14 protein-coding genes and 1 riboswitch are annotated in these 15026 nt (G+C 40.5%); of the genes, 10 read left to right on the top strand and 4 right to left on the bottom strand.

The genetic code is table 11. From position 1 onward, the window contains the following. Positions 1 to 60: 60 nt before the first annotated feature. A complete protein-coding gene (locus BM390_RS06910; protein ID WP_089853714.1) occupies positions 61 to 858 on the bottom strand; it encodes an endonuclease/exonuclease/phosphatase family protein in 798 nt (265 codons plus the stop codon). A gap of 3 nt (positions 859 to 861) precedes the next feature. Next, complete coding sequence (locus BM390_RS06905; RefSeq protein ID WP_089853711.1) at positions 862 to 2517, bottom strand: PTS transporter subunit IIBC; 1656 nt, start codon at positions 2515 to 2517, stop codon at positions 862 to 864. 351 nt (positions 2518 to 2868) lie between these two features. Here BM390_RS06905 and BM390_RS06900 point away from each other — a divergent pair, with 351 nt between their 5' ends. From BM390_RS06900 to BM390_RS06890, 3 genes are read left to right on the top strand one after another with little or no spacing between them, the layout of a single operon-like run. Beyond that, positions 2869 to 3561, top strand: coding sequence for a DUF1538 domain-containing protein (locus BM390_RS06900; protein WP_089853708.1), 693 nt, complete (start codon positions 2869 to 2871; stop codon positions 3559 to 3561). Further along, a complete protein-coding gene (locus BM390_RS06895) occupies positions 3558 to 4283 on the top strand; it encodes a DUF1538 domain-containing protein (RefSeq protein ID WP_062321397.1) in 726 nt (241 codons plus the stop codon). The genes BM390_RS06900 and BM390_RS06895 overlap by 4 nt, the downstream gene beginning before the upstream one ends. After that, complete coding sequence (locus tag BM390_RS06890; protein ID WP_062321399.1) at positions 4283 to 4984, top strand: P-II family nitrogen regulator; 702 nt, start codon at positions 4283 to 4285, stop codon at positions 4982 to 4984. The genes BM390_RS06895 and BM390_RS06890 overlap by 1 nt, the downstream gene beginning before the upstream one ends. 135 nt (positions 4985 to 5119) lie before the next feature. Here the strand turns inward: BM390_RS06890 and BM390_RS06885 are convergent, their stop codons facing one another. Then, positions 5120 to 6715, bottom strand: coding sequence for a glycoside hydrolase family 43 protein (locus tag BM390_RS06885; protein WP_089853705.1), 1596 nt, complete (start codon positions 6713 to 6715; stop codon positions 5120 to 5122). Positions 6716 to 6963: 248 nt separating this feature from the next. Here BM390_RS06885 and BM390_RS06880 point away from each other — a divergent pair, with 248 nt between their 5' ends. After that, a complete protein-coding gene (locus tag BM390_RS06880; protein ID WP_062321403.1) occupies positions 6964 to 8088 on the top strand; it encodes a DEAD/DEAH box helicase in 1125 nt (374 codons plus the stop codon). A 78-nt stretch (positions 8089 to 8166) separates the two neighbouring features. On the opposite strand, the gene trhA is transcribed toward BM390_RS06880, so the two are convergent. After that, positions 8167 to 8820, bottom strand: a complete 654-nt coding sequence (gene trhA / locus BM390_RS06875; protein WP_062321405.1) for a PAQR family membrane homeostasis protein TrhA — start codon at positions 8818 to 8820, stop codon at positions 8167 to 8169. Between the two features lie 45 nt (positions 8821 to 8865). Between trhA and BM390_RS15425 the strand changes: the two genes are divergently transcribed. The 6 genes from BM390_RS15425 (at position 8866) to BM390_RS06850 (ending at position 14959) form a co-directional block, all read left to right on the top strand. Beyond that, positions 8866 to 9027: a hypothetical protein gene (locus BM390_RS15425; RefSeq protein WP_156321364.1), complete on the top strand. Its 162-nt coding sequence runs from the start codon at positions 8866 to 8868 to the stop codon at positions 9025 to 9027. Between the two features lie 142 nt (positions 9028 to 9169). Next, complete coding sequence (locus BM390_RS06870; protein ID WP_089853702.1) at positions 9170 to 9553, top strand: ArsR/SmtB family transcription factor; 384 nt, start codon at positions 9170 to 9172, stop codon at positions 9551 to 9553. Further along, positions 9525 to 10571 (top strand): ACR3 family arsenite efflux transporter, encoded by a 1047-nt coding sequence (gene arsB / locus BM390_RS06865; protein WP_062321468.1) that lies wholly within the window; start codon positions 9525 to 9527, stop codon positions 10569 to 10571. The genes BM390_RS06870 and arsB overlap by 29 nt, the downstream gene beginning before the upstream one ends. Before the next feature lie 253 nt (positions 10572 to 10824). Next, entirely contained in the window at positions 10825 to 12357 is a 1533-nt protein-coding gene (locus BM390_RS06860; RefSeq protein WP_089853699.1) for an AbgT family transporter, read from the top strand. A gap of 187 nt (positions 12358 to 12544) precedes the next feature. After that, positions 12545 to 12649: riboswitch (SAM riboswitch) on the top strand. 107 nt (positions 12650 to 12756) lie between these two features. Continuing rightward, a complete protein-coding gene (locus BM390_RS06855) occupies positions 12757 to 13854 on the top strand; it encodes a PLP-dependent transferase (RefSeq protein ID WP_089853696.1) in 1098 nt (365 codons plus the stop codon). A 247-nt stretch (positions 13855 to 14101) separates the two neighbouring features. Next, positions 14102 to 14959, top strand: coding sequence for an aldose epimerase family protein (locus BM390_RS06850; RefSeq protein ID WP_089853692.1), 858 nt, complete (start codon positions 14102 to 14104; stop codon positions 14957 to 14959). The last annotated feature ends 67 nt before the right edge of the window (positions 14960 to 15026 follow it).

The following is a 15026-nucleotide window of genomic DNA, read 5'->3' as shown; positions in this document are numbered from 1 at the left end:
GCCACACCTTTAAAAAAGGTGTGGCCTTCATTTTTATGCATGTGACTTTACAATTCAGGTTTATATATCTAACGACACCGTCACATCGACTCCAAAATGATCGGATACAATGGGTTGATTATCGTCATTAAAAATTACATGTGAGACAGGCACAGAGAAAGGTTGATTCATAAAAATATAATCAATCCGTTTACTACCTGACGCATGTTTCCAACCATCAATCACCCCTGGTACCGTCATACCGGTATCTTTGTCATGAGCCAGTGTATACGTATCATATAACCCTTTACTCATTAAATAGTCATACCCTTCCTTTCTTACAGCAGCCTCGGTATTAAAGTCACCAAGAATGAAAGTAGGTCGGGACGCGTCTATGTGCGTGAGTAACCGGTCAAACTGTTGTTGTGACGGTTCGTCTGGGTCATCCCAAAATCCGTGATGCGTAGAGAGGCAGTCAATCATTTGATCATGATAATCAATCGTCAGTTTAATCGCCATCCGTGTTTTCCAGTAGGTCTTATCTGTCGCCTCGGTTAGCGTTATAACAGATGTGTCAATGACCGGATGTTTTGTTAAGATGGCGACCCCTTCTTCGTATCGATCATAGCCAATATGCGCCATTGCCCAGTGATAGGAATAAGTGAGACCGTATACTTGTAACTTCTCAGCGATCACGCGCGCAAAGTTATCTTCATGAATTACTGTCTCACCAACAGGAGGAGAATCTATTAACTGATTGACTTCCTGTAAGGCAATGACATCATAATTATTTGCGATGATAGTTTTTATGAGCGTATCCAGTTTCTCTTGTTGATTGTCTTCGATATAACTATGCGTGTTTAATGTGAGTAGCCGCATGAATTAATCCCCTAAGTAATCTTGTACCTCAGATTTTAACACATCGGCTTTTGGTCCGTAAATCGCTTGAACACCATTATCTTTTAAAACAAGACCAAGCGCACCGGTTTGTTTCCAAGCTTTTTCTGTGCCAACCTTGTCACGGTCTTTAACCGTGACACGTAACCGCGTCATGCAGGCATCGACGTCTTCAATATTGTCTTTCCCACCTAATAGGTTGACAATTTGTTTCACTTCACTAGAACCCTCACGTTCTTGACTGTTCGTTCCGCTTTTAGCGGCTGCTTGTTCCCCGTTGTCATCGGTGTAGTTACCTAAACGACCAGGTGTCGGCATCTTGAACTTCTTAATCATGAAGTTAAAGATCACATACGTTACGATAAAGAAGATGATATTCACAATCACAAAGTTCACAAGGTCCATGACTAAACCAGCATTAATACTCATCGGTAGACGGGTTAAGAATTCAATGTTACCAAACGTATGCACCCGAAGGTTTATCAGGTCAGCAGAGGCAAAAGCTAGACCGGCAATCACCGCATATACCCCGTAAAGAACAGGGGCAGCAAACATAAACATAAATTCAATCGGTTCTGTTACCCCGGTTAAGAAAACAGCGAGTCCCGCAGATAAGAACATCGATTTATATTTTGTTTTCTTATCATCATCCACATTTTTATACATCGCAACGGCTGCCGCAATCAGAGCGGATGTGGATAGAATCATTTGACCAACTTTAAAGCGTGCTGGTGTGATACTGTTGAGTAACGCATCATAACCTGCTGTGTCACCTGCTTCTCGTAAGTTATTTAAATCAGATACCCACGCTAACCAAAGTGGGTCTTGTCCGGCCACAATTTCTCCAGCGTTAGAGCCTGTGAGAATTGTGTAGATGCCGCCGAGTTCTGTATAGTTAATCGGTACCGTCAACATGTGGTGTAAACCAAACGGTAGTAGGAGACGTTCGAGTGTACCGAATACAAACGGTGCGATAAATGGCGCACTATCACGTGAGCCCGCAATCCATTCGCCAAAATTATTTAACCCACCTTGGATGAATGGCCAGACAATAGACATCACAACCGCTACAATGACAGACCATAAAATGACGACAAATGGAACGAAACGCTTGCCGTTAAAGAATGCTAATGCTGCCGGTAATTTTGAGAAATTGTAGTATTTATTAAACACCATAGCCCCAATAAAACCAGAAATAATACCGACAAACACACCCATATTAAGAGCAGGTGCTTCAAGGACCATCGTAAAGTAATCGCTTACGATAAGTTCACGACCAAATAAAGAGTTCACGACAGCTTCGCCGTCATTGACCATACCGGCATTCACGCCAAAAATAGCGCCTGTGATCCGGTTAATTAAAATGAAGGATAGAAGTGCCGCAAAGGCACCGCCGGCACGCTCTTTTGCCCACGAACCACCAATGGCCACGGCAAAGAGAATATGTAAGTTACCGATGACGGCCCAACCCATCTCTTCCATGACACGACCGATTGAAAGGAGTAATGTGATATCACCGCCGGCCATGGCCACAACTTTTCCTAATGAAATCATAATACCTGCAGCTGGCATCACAGCTACAACCACTAATAAGACTTTACCTAGCTTTTGCCAGAAGTCAAATGAACCAAATTTTTTCATAATAAATCCCTCCGCTAGTTAGTTTATCTATTTTTTGTGCTAGCGTTTGCACAAATCGATAACTAGTATTCTAAAGGATAGCAAAAGGTTATGCAAGTGTTTTCTTTTAAAACATGTAAACACTTGTATGTATAAAACAAAACAATGATTAAAACTAGTGTTGTATATATTATAACGAAGAAAACGTTTGCACAATTGATAAGTGCTTAAAGTCTTATTTTCAGCTTTTTTTGACGCAACGTGCTATGATTAGTTAACAAGCTTCATTAATTGTTTGATATTTACTAATTAGGGAATAAGGTATTTAAAAGTATGTTGGTCTTATGAACGATAGATAGAGGAGAGAAGGTTATGACAACATTAAAAGAGACATTCATCGATGTACTCAAATCATTTGTGCCGTTATCGTTATTAATTACGATCTTGCAGTTTACCGTCGTCTTCTTACCGATGGACGTATTTATTGATTTTATTTTAGGCGCGATCCTCGCAAGTGTAGGCATCTATTTATTTTTACTTGGCATTGAAGTAGGCTTATCACCAGTCGGTGAGATGGTCGGGCAGAGCTTATCTAAAACGGGTAAACTTTCATTGATTCTCGGATTTGGTTTTTTGCTCGGGTTTGTCGTCACGATTGCTGAACCTGGGGTGCAAGTGTTAAGTAATCAAGTAGAATTTGTTTCTGGTGGTGACGTGCCAGGGGTTGTGTTACTATTATTTGTATCGCTTGGCGTCGGTATTTTTGTGGCGTTAAGTTTGTTGAGAATGATTTTTAACATATCGCTATTAAAGTTACTTGGGGCAGGTTATATGGCGATTTTTATCCTCGCTTTAGTGACACCACCCTCCTTTGTGCCAATTGCCCTAGATGCAGGGGGCGCAACAACAGGAGCGATGGCGGTACCGTTTATTTTATCACTCGGTGTTGGTGTGACGAGTGTCCTCAGTAAAAAAGCTAACAGTAGTGAAAGTTTTGGTTTGATTGCACTCGCCAGTGTTGGACCGGTGATTGCGGTGTTATTGTTGGGAGTGATTTACGGATGAATGGTTTATTTGATGGCTTTTCAGGTGTATTATTAGACGTGACGTATGCGTTAGTACCATTACTCGTTTTCTTTTTTATCTTTCAAGTGTTATTTTTACGACTGAAGTGGCGTAAAGTACGAGATGTGTTAGTCGGCTTTTTCCTTACCTTTATTGGCTTATCACTGTTCTTACAAGGCGTGAATGTCGGTTTTATACCGATTGGGGAACAGATGGGCGAAGTGATTGGTGGCTTAAGGTACCGCTATATTTTTATTCCCATCGGTTTTGTGTTAGGCTTTTTTGCGGCGTATGCTGAACCAGCCTTACAAGTGTTGATTAAACAAGTGGAACGGATCACAGCCGGAGCGATTCCAAAGAAAGTATTGTTAGTAACGATTTCAATCGGTGTCGGTCTGTCGATTATGTTGTCGATTGTGAGAATTTTTGTCGGTTTTTCAATTTGGTACTTTGTCTTACCAGGTTACCTTATTAGCTTTTATCTCGCGCGGAAAAGTTCAAAGCTATTCACGGCCATTGCTTTTGACTCCGGTGGTATTGTGACAGGCCCAATGATTTCTACGTTTATGTTGAGTTTATTTGTTGGGCTTGCGGGGGTCACAGAAGGTCGTGATCCGCTTGTTGACGGATTTGGTATGATCGCTCTAGTAGCTTTAGCGCCAATCTTATCCGTCTTGTTTTTAGGACAGCTCTATTCTAGCGGTCGCAAGGAGGCGTCTTGATGGAACGAATCAATGATCAAAAATTAATTATGACTATAGTCAAAAAAGGTGAAGCAAAAAAGCTTGTCAGCAAAATCCGGGCCGTTGGGGCGACAGGTAGTACGATTCTTTTAGCAGAAGGTTACCGGATGAATGAACGTCTACGCATCTTTGGAATCCCCACTCACCGAGAGCGAGAAGTGATATTAACCATTGTTGATGAAGCGATGTTTAACGAGGTGTTTGAACTGTTGGGTCAACAGGCGAATTTAGGGAAGAATACCCGTGGGGTGACCATTTCAATAGATGTGAAGAACGTGTTAGGCATTACCATGCTCAGTGGTGAAGAAATTGCGGACTGTAGTAGAAGAAGAGGAGATGAGTCGATGTTGGATGATAAACGTTATGATTTGATTGTGACCATTATTAATAGTGGAGACGCAGAGGATGTCGTTGAATCAACCAAGAGACATGGTGCTGATGGTGGGACGATTTTACGCGGACGTGGTACCGGTGTGCATGAACAAACCAAGCTATTTAATATGTTAATCGAACCAGAAAAAGACATCGTCTTAACACTCATAGAAAAAGAAAAAACAATGGAAATTTTATCAGGCATTAAACAAGATTGTGAACTCCATAAGCCTGGTAAAGGGATTGCCTTCGTCTTAGAAACAGAAAAAACCGTCGGTTTACATGCTTTACTTGAAACGAATGACTAACAAACACCACCCACTTAGAATGATCTAAAGGGGTGGTGTTTGTATTTGTTTTATTTTTTAGTCTCATGTCATTTAAAAATTATACTGTCACTGTTATTTTAGGTTCACTGGCGGTGTCATGAATATAAAGTGTTTTTATGCTTTTGGCTTCTTATTTCGGTAGTAAAAGACGAAAACAAGGACGATTAAACTACCGAATAGAGTCAGTATTAGAGTGAGTGGGACTTCGTCTGTTTGTTGATCACTCGTTGTACTTTCTTCTGTCGTTAAAGTTGAATCAACAGTTGTTTCATTTTTAGCTGTCGAGTCGTTCTCCACTGGTAACGTTAACGGTTTTCTTTGTTCTGGAATGATAGGGGATTGCGCTTCTATCACAAATTGTTGCGTCACTGACGGGTCATCCGTTAGTGGGAGAAAGGTTAACCTTTCATCACTGACGGACAAGTAAAGATGAGGGTCACTCGCGGGTTGTAACATGACCCCGTTCGTTGTTTCAGATTTAATAAAACTCGAAGCTAAGGCGAGAGTATCTGAGCCGTCATAGCGCTGTAATTGAACGTTGTTGTCTTCATTGATGGTTAAATAGACCCCTGGGTTATTATCGATTTGATAAGAAACGGTAGGAGTCTCACCTGTTAGACCGGTTGTTTCATGCCAACGATAATCAACATGGTGTGTGTTTCCGTCAGCTAACCGTAAAGCATTTGTGACTTGTCGCACCATGAGTTCTGAGTCAGTGGGCGCGATGGTCAGACTATGGGTGTCTATTCCTGATGCCGTTGGCGTCACTTTAGCTATCGCGCCGTCGTCGTAAAAATGTAACGGTTCCATGGCGACAGACCGGCGATACTCACCGCCTCCAGGTAATGCGGCAGTATGATAAATGAAATACCACGCCCCATCAAATTCGATAACAGCGGGGTGGCTCGTACCGCTATTTGGAATTTTATCCATAATTTTATCTTGGAAATACCACGGTCCATTTGGTGAAGTGCTAACGGCATAGGCGAGTTCTTCTGGATAGTTGTATGCAAAAGTTAGGTAATATAACGCATCACGTTTAAAAAGAAACGGCCCTTCAGTAAAGTTTCCGGGCATATTTTGAATCTCCATGCGTTCAATATCACCCTCTAATTCAATCATGTTGTCTTTTAGTTTGGCGTAATAAAGGTGTGTATTTCCCCAGTACATATACGCCTCCCCATCATCATCAACAAATACGGTGGGGTCAATATTGTCCCAAGGAACATCTCCCATAAAGTCTGGTGCTGTCGTCATCGACGAATCAACTAGCGGACCGTTAATGGCATCAGTAAAGCCCGTTGTCGGTGAGTCGCTTGAAGCCACAGCAATCGCATAGCCAGGGGCAGAAAGACCAGAGTTATGAACGGTCGTATACCAATAGAACGTCCCGTCTTTTTCAACAGCTTGTGATGCCCAGGCAGAATGATGAATCGCCCAGTCAAAAGTTGTGCGGGGAAGAGCTGACTCATATGTCCAATCACTACCGTCATCACTTGAAAAGATGAGCCATTCTTTTAGCACAAAGAAAGAATCATTAGGAGTAGCCTCATCGTGCCCGGTATATAAGTAAATCTTGTTGTCATGGACTAACGCCGCTGGATCAGCAGAGAACCGGTCTTTAATCACCGGGTTGTCGGCGAAAGTTGTGATGGGAAATACAATCAGAAATACAGTCGTTATAAGTAAAGCAGAGAGAAAACGTCGCATAGTGCCTCCTTAAGTAAGCGTTTTCTTTCATTATACACTTAGATATACGTATAACTCAATCGAAATAATAAAAATATCAGTAGTTGTTCGTAAATGTTTGTGCGTTCGTTAACAGGGCTATTAAAAGCGCTAGTCACCCGGCAGAAATGAAGGGCGACTTAAAGGGCGAGGATGTGATATACTGGGGCATAGATTGAGATCTTAATATGGATCAATGATTCGATGAGAAGAATAAGGAGCTAATACACATGACATTAACTTTACAACCATTTATACATGACGCACTCGCAAAACAAGGGATTCATACGTTGATGCCCGTTCAAGAAAAAGTCTTGCCTTACTTTGAGACAAGACAAGACATGTTTGTCACTGCCCCAACCGGAAGCGGCAAAACATTGGCGTATCTTTTACCGGTAATCAACCAACTAGAGACAGACACACTTGATTTACAGACCGTGATCATCGCATCCAGTCATGAGCTTGTGATGCAGATTTTTGAATGGATCCAACAATTAAAAGAAGGCTCAGATATTCGCGTGCAAGCTTTAATTGGTGGTGCCAACGTCAAACGGCAAATAGAAAAATTAAAAAAGAAACCGCATTTGGTCGTTGGGACACCGGGAAGAATGGTTGAATTAATCAATCAAAAGAAATTAAAGATGCATAAAGTATCGACAATTATTCTTGATGAAGTGGATCAACTTGTTATACCTGAACATCAACAAGCCCTCGACCGTATTATTCAAAGCACAGATAATAGCCGTCAGATTGCTTGTTTTTCAGCCACTATTAGTGATCAAGCGAAACACATTGTCTCTGAGTGGATGGACACGCCTGAAGTAATCACGATTAAACGTGAAGACATTGTATTACCTGATGTTACACACGGATACTTACTCGGCGAGAAGCGAGATAAGTTTGATTATTTAAGAAAGCTGATACATGCGGAAAAGAAAAAGACATTAGTCTTCTTTAATGATATTGCTTCACTTGAAAAAGCCTATGAGCGTTTAACGTATCATCATGTCGACAGTTTAATGTTGCATAGTGATTTACCAAAAGAATTGCGTAAAGAGTCAATTAAAAGCTTTAAACAAGGCGATTGCCAGTTGATGTTGACAACGGATGTGAGTAGTCGCGGACTAGATGTTGATGACTTAACGGAAGTTGTTCAAATGGACCTTCCGCGTGAAGTTGATCAATATGTTCACCGCGCCGGTCGAACGGGTCGTCTAGGTTCCACGGACGGCTTAGTATTATCGATGGTGACTAAGGGTGAGTATCAGTCACTGAAAAAATTAACAAACGCCTTACAGTTGACGTTAACAGAATATCACTTATCACATGGGCAGTTAACAAAGCGAGAGAAATAATTTCCATTGACGTTACAGTTAATCACAAACAAAAAAGTCACAGCTCCCTGTTCTTGTAGGAGAGGCTGTGACTCTTTTTTAACTAAGTGTAATAGGCAAGACATAGAGTAGAACGCTGAAGAAATGAACGATCGTACCGGCTAACACAAATAAATGCCAGACCATATGATGATACTTAAACCAGCGCCACATATAAAATACAGCCCCAAAGGTGTAAAGAATCCCACCAATCGCTAGTAACACAATCCCGCCAGGCGCAATATTGGCGGTTAAACTTGACCAAGTAAAGACGATTAACCAGCCCATTAAAATGTAAATCAACGTTGAGACAAGGACAAAACGTTGGACAAAGAATATCTTGAAAATCGATCCTAAAATGGCGATGGTCCAAACGATGATAAATAGCCGCATCCCCACTTCTCCTCTCACCGCCACAAGTAAGTAAGGCGTATACGTGCCAGCGATAAAGAAGTAGATCGAAGAGTGATCAAGAATTTCAAACACATCTTTTGCTCGACCGTTCGGTAAGCTATGTAACAAAGTCGACGAAGTATATAAAAATACCATCGTTACGCCGTAAATCGTAAAACTAACGACATGAACCCAGCTGCCGTTTAATGAACTAAAGACGATGAGTAACACGAGTGCAGAAATCGACAGTAAGGCGCCAACGCCGTGACTCACCGCATTGGCGATTTCTTCCCCTAAACTAAAACGATGTTTCGTAACCATAAAAATTCCTCCATAATATAGTTGATTGAAGATAGGTGTGTCCCAGTGAAAACAGTAAAAAACCGTTTGATCACTGAACGTTCTCTTTTTCATTACTTTAATTATTTCCGCTTTTTCTTCATTCCTCTCTCTTACTATTATGAGTTTGATTCAAAAGAGATGCAAGGAAAAACATTATCGGCTAAGATAGGTTTAGGATCTCGTTAGGATGATAGATGAACGAACTGTAATAAGAGGCGAAAACACGTCAGTTATTAGGTCTTGTTTGTAAAGATGATGTAAATTTCAATATAAGTAATTGATTATATAAGCGAATGATTATATACTAAGAATAGAAGGAGCGAGTGATATGTTACCAATAGAGGAAGCAGCAATAATTCTTAAATTAATGGGCGATAAAACACGATTAACGATGTTGAAGTTATTAGAGGGTGATTCTTGTTGTGTGTGTGAGTTCGTCGAACTCTTTGGCATGAGTCAACCAGCAATTAGTCAACATTTACGTAAATTAAAGGATGTCGGACTTGTGAAAGAAGACAAACGCCAACAGTGGGTGTTCTACTATTTAAATGAAAAACACGAGCTATATCCATTAATTAAATGTGTGTTATCGACCTTACCGTCCCAACATGAGAAACTCCTTCAATTGACCAAAGACGGAAAACGAATTGAATGCTGTTCGATAAAAGGGGAGAATAGTCAAGATGACAAAGGAACAAACGTCAGGGATTAGTTTTTTTGAACGATATTTAACTGTTTGGGTACTCTTATGTATGGTGTTTGGTGTCTTACTCAGTGTCTTATTTCCGGATGTCACCACCTACTTGCAAGATTTAACCTATGCTGAGATTTCCATTCCCATTGCGATTTTAATATGGTTAATGATTTATCCGATGATGATGAAGGTGAATTTTAAAAGTGTGAAACGCATCTCCAAAGACCGTAAAGGGATCTATTTAACGTGGGTCATTAACTGGCTTGTTAAACCGTTTACGATGTATGCGATTAGTTACGTGTTCTTTTACTTTATTTTTAGTCCATTTATTTCAGCGGATTTAGCACGCGAATATGTCGCGGGTGCGGTGATTTTAGGAGCGGCACCATGTACGGCGATGGTATTCGTCTGGAGTCACTTAACTAAAGGTGACCCAGCTTATACGGTTGTTCAAGTAGCAACAAATGATTTAATTGTGTTACTACTTTATACACCAATCGTTGCGCTTTTATTAGGTGTCTCTGGTATTGAAGTACCTTTTGATACTTTGATTTTATCGATTGTATTATTCGTTGTTATTCCTTTGATTGGTGGGCTTTTGACGAGACAACATATGGTCAAAACAAAAGGAGAAACGTATTTTGAAGAGACCTTTTTAGCTAAGTTTAAACATACGACCACTATTGGATTATTGTTGACATTGATTTTAATCTTTATGTTCCAAGGGGAGACGATTCTTTCTAACTACGGACATATTGTCTTAATTGCCGTCCCACTTATTATTCAAACATTCTTTATCTTTTTCTTAGCTTATTTTGTAGCGAAGAAGTTGAACTTAACCCATGATATTGCCGCCCCTGCGGGCATGATTGGCGCCTCAAACTTCTTTGAGCTTTCCGTTGCGGTCGCGATCAGTTTGTTTGGTGTGACTTCACCAGTCGCCCTCGCGGTCACCGTTGGGATTATCGTAGAAGTCCCTGTGATGTTAATGCTAGTGAAAATTGCGAACAACACCCGTCACTGGTTTCGCGCATAGTTCACATAGGTAAAAGTAGAGCCCTTGTAGTTTTTTGAGGGGCTCTACTTTTTTTCTGTTAAAGTCGAGATAATAGAAAATGAAACAGAATGAAATGTCAGAAAAAAAAGAACTTTTTTAACATTAGAACTATTGGAAATAGCCTTTTCAAAACGGATACAGATAGCTATAATGGACACTATTGCGATAAAAAAGAAATGTCGCAAATTATCTAAAAATTATATTAATTCAGCTTTGAAGGGACGTTTTATTTATGTCAGAAAAGAAAAAAGGTCTGTTTCAACGATTTTTAGATATGATCGAAACAACTGGTAACCGTTTGCCCCATCCGGTAACCTTGTTTGCGATTTTGTCAGTCGTTGTTTTAGTCGCATCAGCCATTGTGGCGGCGACAGGCGTCAGTGTCGAACATCCAGGGAACCCTGGGGAAATGATTGAAGCCAAAAATCTTCTTAGTCGTGAGGGTGTCCAATATATCTTTACAGCGATGGTTGATAACTTTATTAACTTTGCGCCATTAGGTGTGGTGCTTGCCAGTATGTTAGGGATTGGACTTGCTGAGCGTAGCGGCTTAATTTCAGCGGCTTTACGAGGATTTGTTTTATCAATTCCAAAGTCACTCATTACAGCCGGATTAGTATTTGCCGGGATTATGTCATCACTTGCCTCTGATGCAGGTTATGTTGTGCTCCCTCCACTTGGTGCGGTTATCTTTATCGCGCTTGGCCGTCATCCGATTGCGGGTATTGCCGCTGCTTTTGCGGGTGTCTCTGCCGGGTTTAGTGCAAACTTACTCCTAACATCACTTGACCCGATGCTTGCGGAAATGACAATTTCAGCAGCAGCAATTATTGATCCAGCTTATGCGGATAATATGAACGTAGCGATGAACTATTACTTTGTCATTGCCTCTGTGTTCTTGCTTACGATTGTCGGTGCGCTGGTCACAGAACTGATTGTTGAACCACGCTTAGGAACGTTTAAAGGTAGTGTCAATAAGGATGATTTAACGGAGTTGTCAGCACTCGAGAAAAAAGGCTTACGTTATAGTGGGTTAAGTCTACTCATCACGGTCATTGTGATTGGGTTACTCGTCGTACCAGCTAACGGTTTATTACGTGCGGATGACGGTGGCGTCATTTCATCACCCTTTATGTCATCACTCGTACCAATCATTATGATTATGTTCTTTATTCCAGGTCTTGTGTACGGAAAAGTAACGAAAGTGATTAATACTGATACTGATATGGCGAATAAGCTGTCAGATACGATGGCTTCCATGGGCATGTTTATCGTGCTTGCCTTTACCGCAGGTCAGTTTGTTAGTTACTTTACTGAATCAAACTTAGGTTTACTTATTGGGGTTGCTGGAGCTGAATTTTTAGATTCAGTAAAATTAGGTGGAATTGTCCTAATTCTGTTGTTTATTCTTATTTCAGGCTTTATTAACTTATTTATCGGTTCAGCCTCTGCTAAATGGGCGATGATGGCACCGGTATTTGTGCCAATTATGATGCAACAAGGTTACTCACCTGAACTCACACAAATGGCTTACCGGATTGCCGATTCAACCAGTAATATTATTTCACCGCTGATGCCTTACTTTGCGATGATCATTGTCATTATGCAAAAGTATAATAAGAAAATGGGGATTGGAACGTTGATTTCAACGATGTTCCCATACACCATCTTCTTTACACTCGGTTGGTTGCTCATGCTTATTGTTTGGATGTTATTTAGCTGGGATCTTGGGCCAGGTTCTCCGATTAGCTATATGATGAACTAGTTCGTAATATTGATACTTTCACATTGAATAAGCGAGCTTTTATAGAGACATCTCCAAGGCAAATGCTTTGGAGGTGTTTTTTTGATCCGTTAGATTAAAGAATTTTCTGAATAGTACTTGTTTTTTAATCAGAAAGTCGTTATCATATAGTATAAACCATATATGGATTTTTCAAACAATTACATACTTCTTATCAAGAGAGACGGAGGGATTTGGCCCTGTGATGTCTCAGCAACCTCTCTAATTTAGAGGAAGGTGCTAAATCCAAAAGGCATAGACCTAAAGATAAGAGCGATTAAGACCTAAGGCGCTCTCTTAACTGTTAAGAGGGCGATTTTACTGTTTAGGTCAAAAACGCAACGACTTTTAAGAAGTATTAAACTAAAGGAGGCGCATCGCATGTATCAATTAGACACGTATTTTTCACAACTCGGCAACAAGCAAGAACCGAGTACAGGCGCGGTCACTTATCCTGTACACTTATCAACAGCTTATCGACATAATGATCTTCATGAATCAACAGGATTTGATTACACAAGGACAAACAACCCGACCCGAGATACGCTAGAACAAGGCTTTGCGGCAATCGAATCAGGCGCGGGGTGTTGTGCAACATCTTCGGGTATGGCAGCCATTCAACTCGTATTATCGCTATTTCAATCAAATGATGAGATGATTGTCTCAAGTGATTTATATGGTGGGACGTATCGTTTGTTTTCAGACTATGAAGCGCGCTTTCAATTGAAATTTACATACGTCGATCCGCTCAATATACAGGCCTTCACGGATGCGATTACCGATAAAACCAAAGCCATCTTCGTAGAATCGGTGACGAATCCATTGTTGAAACAAGTGGATGTCAAAGCGCTAGGGGACTTGCTTAAAGAACGAGATATCTTATTCATTGTTGATAACACATTCTTAACCCCATATTTACTAAAGCCATTAACGCTTGGAGCGGATATCGTCATTCACAGCGCAACAAAATATTTAGCCGGGCATAATGATTGTTTAAGTGGGCTTGTGGTGGCGAAGGATGAAAAAGTCTATGCGTCATTATTTCAAAGTCATAATGCGAGTGGTGGGACGTTAGCGCCGTTTGATTGTTATTTGTTAATGCGCGGGTTAAAGACGTTACCACTGAGACTAGACCGTCAAGTAGAAACAGCTAAACGACTCGCGCAATATTTACGTGCGCATCCTTCTATTAAACAGGTCTATTACCCTGAGACGGGTGCAATGATTAGTTTTGAATTAGAAAAGGCCGCTCATATTAGCCCGTTTCTTCGATCACTTCAACTGATCAGTTTTGCTGAAAGCCTAGGCGGTGTGGAAAGCTTTGTGACCTATCCTTTTACCCAGACACATGCCGATATGCCAGTCGCTGTTCGCAAGGAAAGAGGCATCACGGATACGTTACTGCGTCTTTCTGTTGGGACTGAGCATATCGATGACTTGTTGAACGATTTGGCTCAAGCTATACGTCTTTTAAAATAATATAATGAAGAAGAAGGTGGTCTCTAAACAATGAGACGACCTTCTTTTTTTATGTGGGCTGTTAATTTTCTGTTATTTTCTTTTATATTAGAAAGGGAGTAAGGTTATGTGATTATTTTCACTTGAGTGGAGAATAATTGTCTGAAAACAACGATTTTTTTAAGATAGTCTGTTATAATGTAAATGTTGTGTAAAAAGAGAGAGCAACTTAGTCATTTAATTAATCAATGCGAGGGGCGATTTATTCATGTATACGATTGAGCAATTTGAGAAAGACATGTTTACAATGTATCAATTAAAGCACCCAACCGGCAACAGTTGGATTACGGTTTGTCCAGAACGTGGCGGTATCATTACAGGTTACGGCACAAACAATGAAGAGCGGTTATACTTAAATGAAGCAACGTTATTTGACCGTAAACAAAATGTTCGTGGGGGGATCCCCGTGTTATTCCCTATCTCTGGTCAACTAAAAAATAAGCAGTATCATTGGGGCAATCAGACGTATGATATGCCAAACCATGGACTCGCAAGAATCCATCCTTGGGAAGTACTTGAGACGCACAGCGATGAAGAACATGCGTTTATTTCTATTCTGTTTAGAAGTAGCTTAAGTACAAAAGCTGTGTACCCGTTTGACTTTAAGGTGATCTTTACTTATACACTTCGTGGTGATCAGCTATTGATTCACCAATCTTATGAAAATTTATCCGATACACCGATGCCAATCTATCCGGGTCTACACCCGTACTTTAAATCAGATAAAAAGGTTGTCGGTTTAGATATTCCAACTAAAACGTATTATGATTATAACGATGAAGAAGAAAAAGCCTTTACTGGTCAAATCGATTTAACACATTTAAAAGAAGCGGTACTTTTAGAGAATACCCATACACAAGTTAAAGCAACTGTGGACCAACAGTCGATTAATATGGAAATGGACGAACCGTTTCATTATACTGTCCTGTGGACCGAACAAGACCAACGCTTTGTCTGTGTCGAACCATGGACGAGAAAAAATGGTGAATTAAATAGACAAGAAGATTTAATTAAAGTACCAGCTAGAGACACGTTCGATACGTGGGTCAGCTTTCAAATTATTTAATACTAAAAACGTACACATGGTGTCTTAGACAGGATGTGTACGTTTTTTCTTTCTCTTTTTTAATTTT

The organism is Halolactibacillus miurensis, assembly GCF_900116255.1.
Lineage (GTDB): Bacteria > Bacillota > Bacilli > Bacillales > Amphibacillaceae > Halolactibacillus > Halolactibacillus miurensis.
The sequence above is the reverse complement of the archived record's forward strand: the minus strand, read 5'-3'. Positions and strand labels throughout refer to the sequence as shown.

Bases quoted from the DNA above. Each gene is read 5' to 3' on its own strand.
- BM390_RS06870 (WP_089853702.1), top strand. From the start codon at position 9,170: ATGTTACCAATAGAGGAAGCAGCAATAATTCTTAAATTAATGGGCGAT.
- BM390_RS06855 (WP_089853696.1), top strand. From the start codon at position 12,757: ATGTATCAATTAGACACGTATTTTTCACAACTCGGCAACAAGCAAGAA.
- arsB (WP_062321468.1), top strand. From the start codon at position 9,525: ATGACAAAGGAACAAACGTCAGGGATTAGTTTTTTTGAACGATATTTA.
- trhA (WP_062321405.1), bottom strand. From the start codon at position 8,820: ATGGTTACGAAACATCGTTTTAGTTTAGGGGAAGAAATCGCCAATGCG.
- BM390_RS06905 (WP_089853711.1), bottom strand. From the start codon at position 2,517: ATGAAAAAATTTGGTTCATTTGACTTCTGGCAAAAGCTAGGTAAAGTC.
- BM390_RS06885 (WP_089853705.1), bottom strand. From the start codon at position 6,715: ATGCGACGTTTTCTCTCTGCTTTACTTATAACGACTGTATTTCTGATT.
- BM390_RS06850 (WP_089853692.1), top strand. From the start codon at position 14,102: ATGTATACGATTGAGCAATTTGAGAAAGACATGTTTACAATGTATCAA.
- BM390_RS06890 (WP_062321399.1), top strand. From the start codon at position 4,283: ATGGAACGAATCAATGATCAAAAATTAATTATGACTATAGTCAAAAAA.
- BM390_RS06860 (WP_089853699.1), top strand. From the start codon at position 10,825: ATGTCAGAAAAGAAAAAAGGTCTGTTTCAACGATTTTTAGATATGATC.
- BM390_RS06895 (WP_062321397.1), top strand. From the start codon at position 3,558: ATGAATGGTTTATTTGATGGCTTTTCAGGTGTATTATTAGACGTGACG.
- BM390_RS06900 (WP_089853708.1), top strand. From the start codon at position 2,869: ATGACAACATTAAAAGAGACATTCATCGATGTACTCAAATCATTTGTG.
- BM390_RS06880 (WP_062321403.1), top strand. From the start codon at position 6,964: ATGACATTAACTTTACAACCATTTATACATGACGCACTCGCAAAACAA.
- BM390_RS06910 (WP_089853714.1), bottom strand. From the start codon at position 858: ATGCGGCTACTCACATTAAACACGCATAGTTATATCGAAGACAATCAA.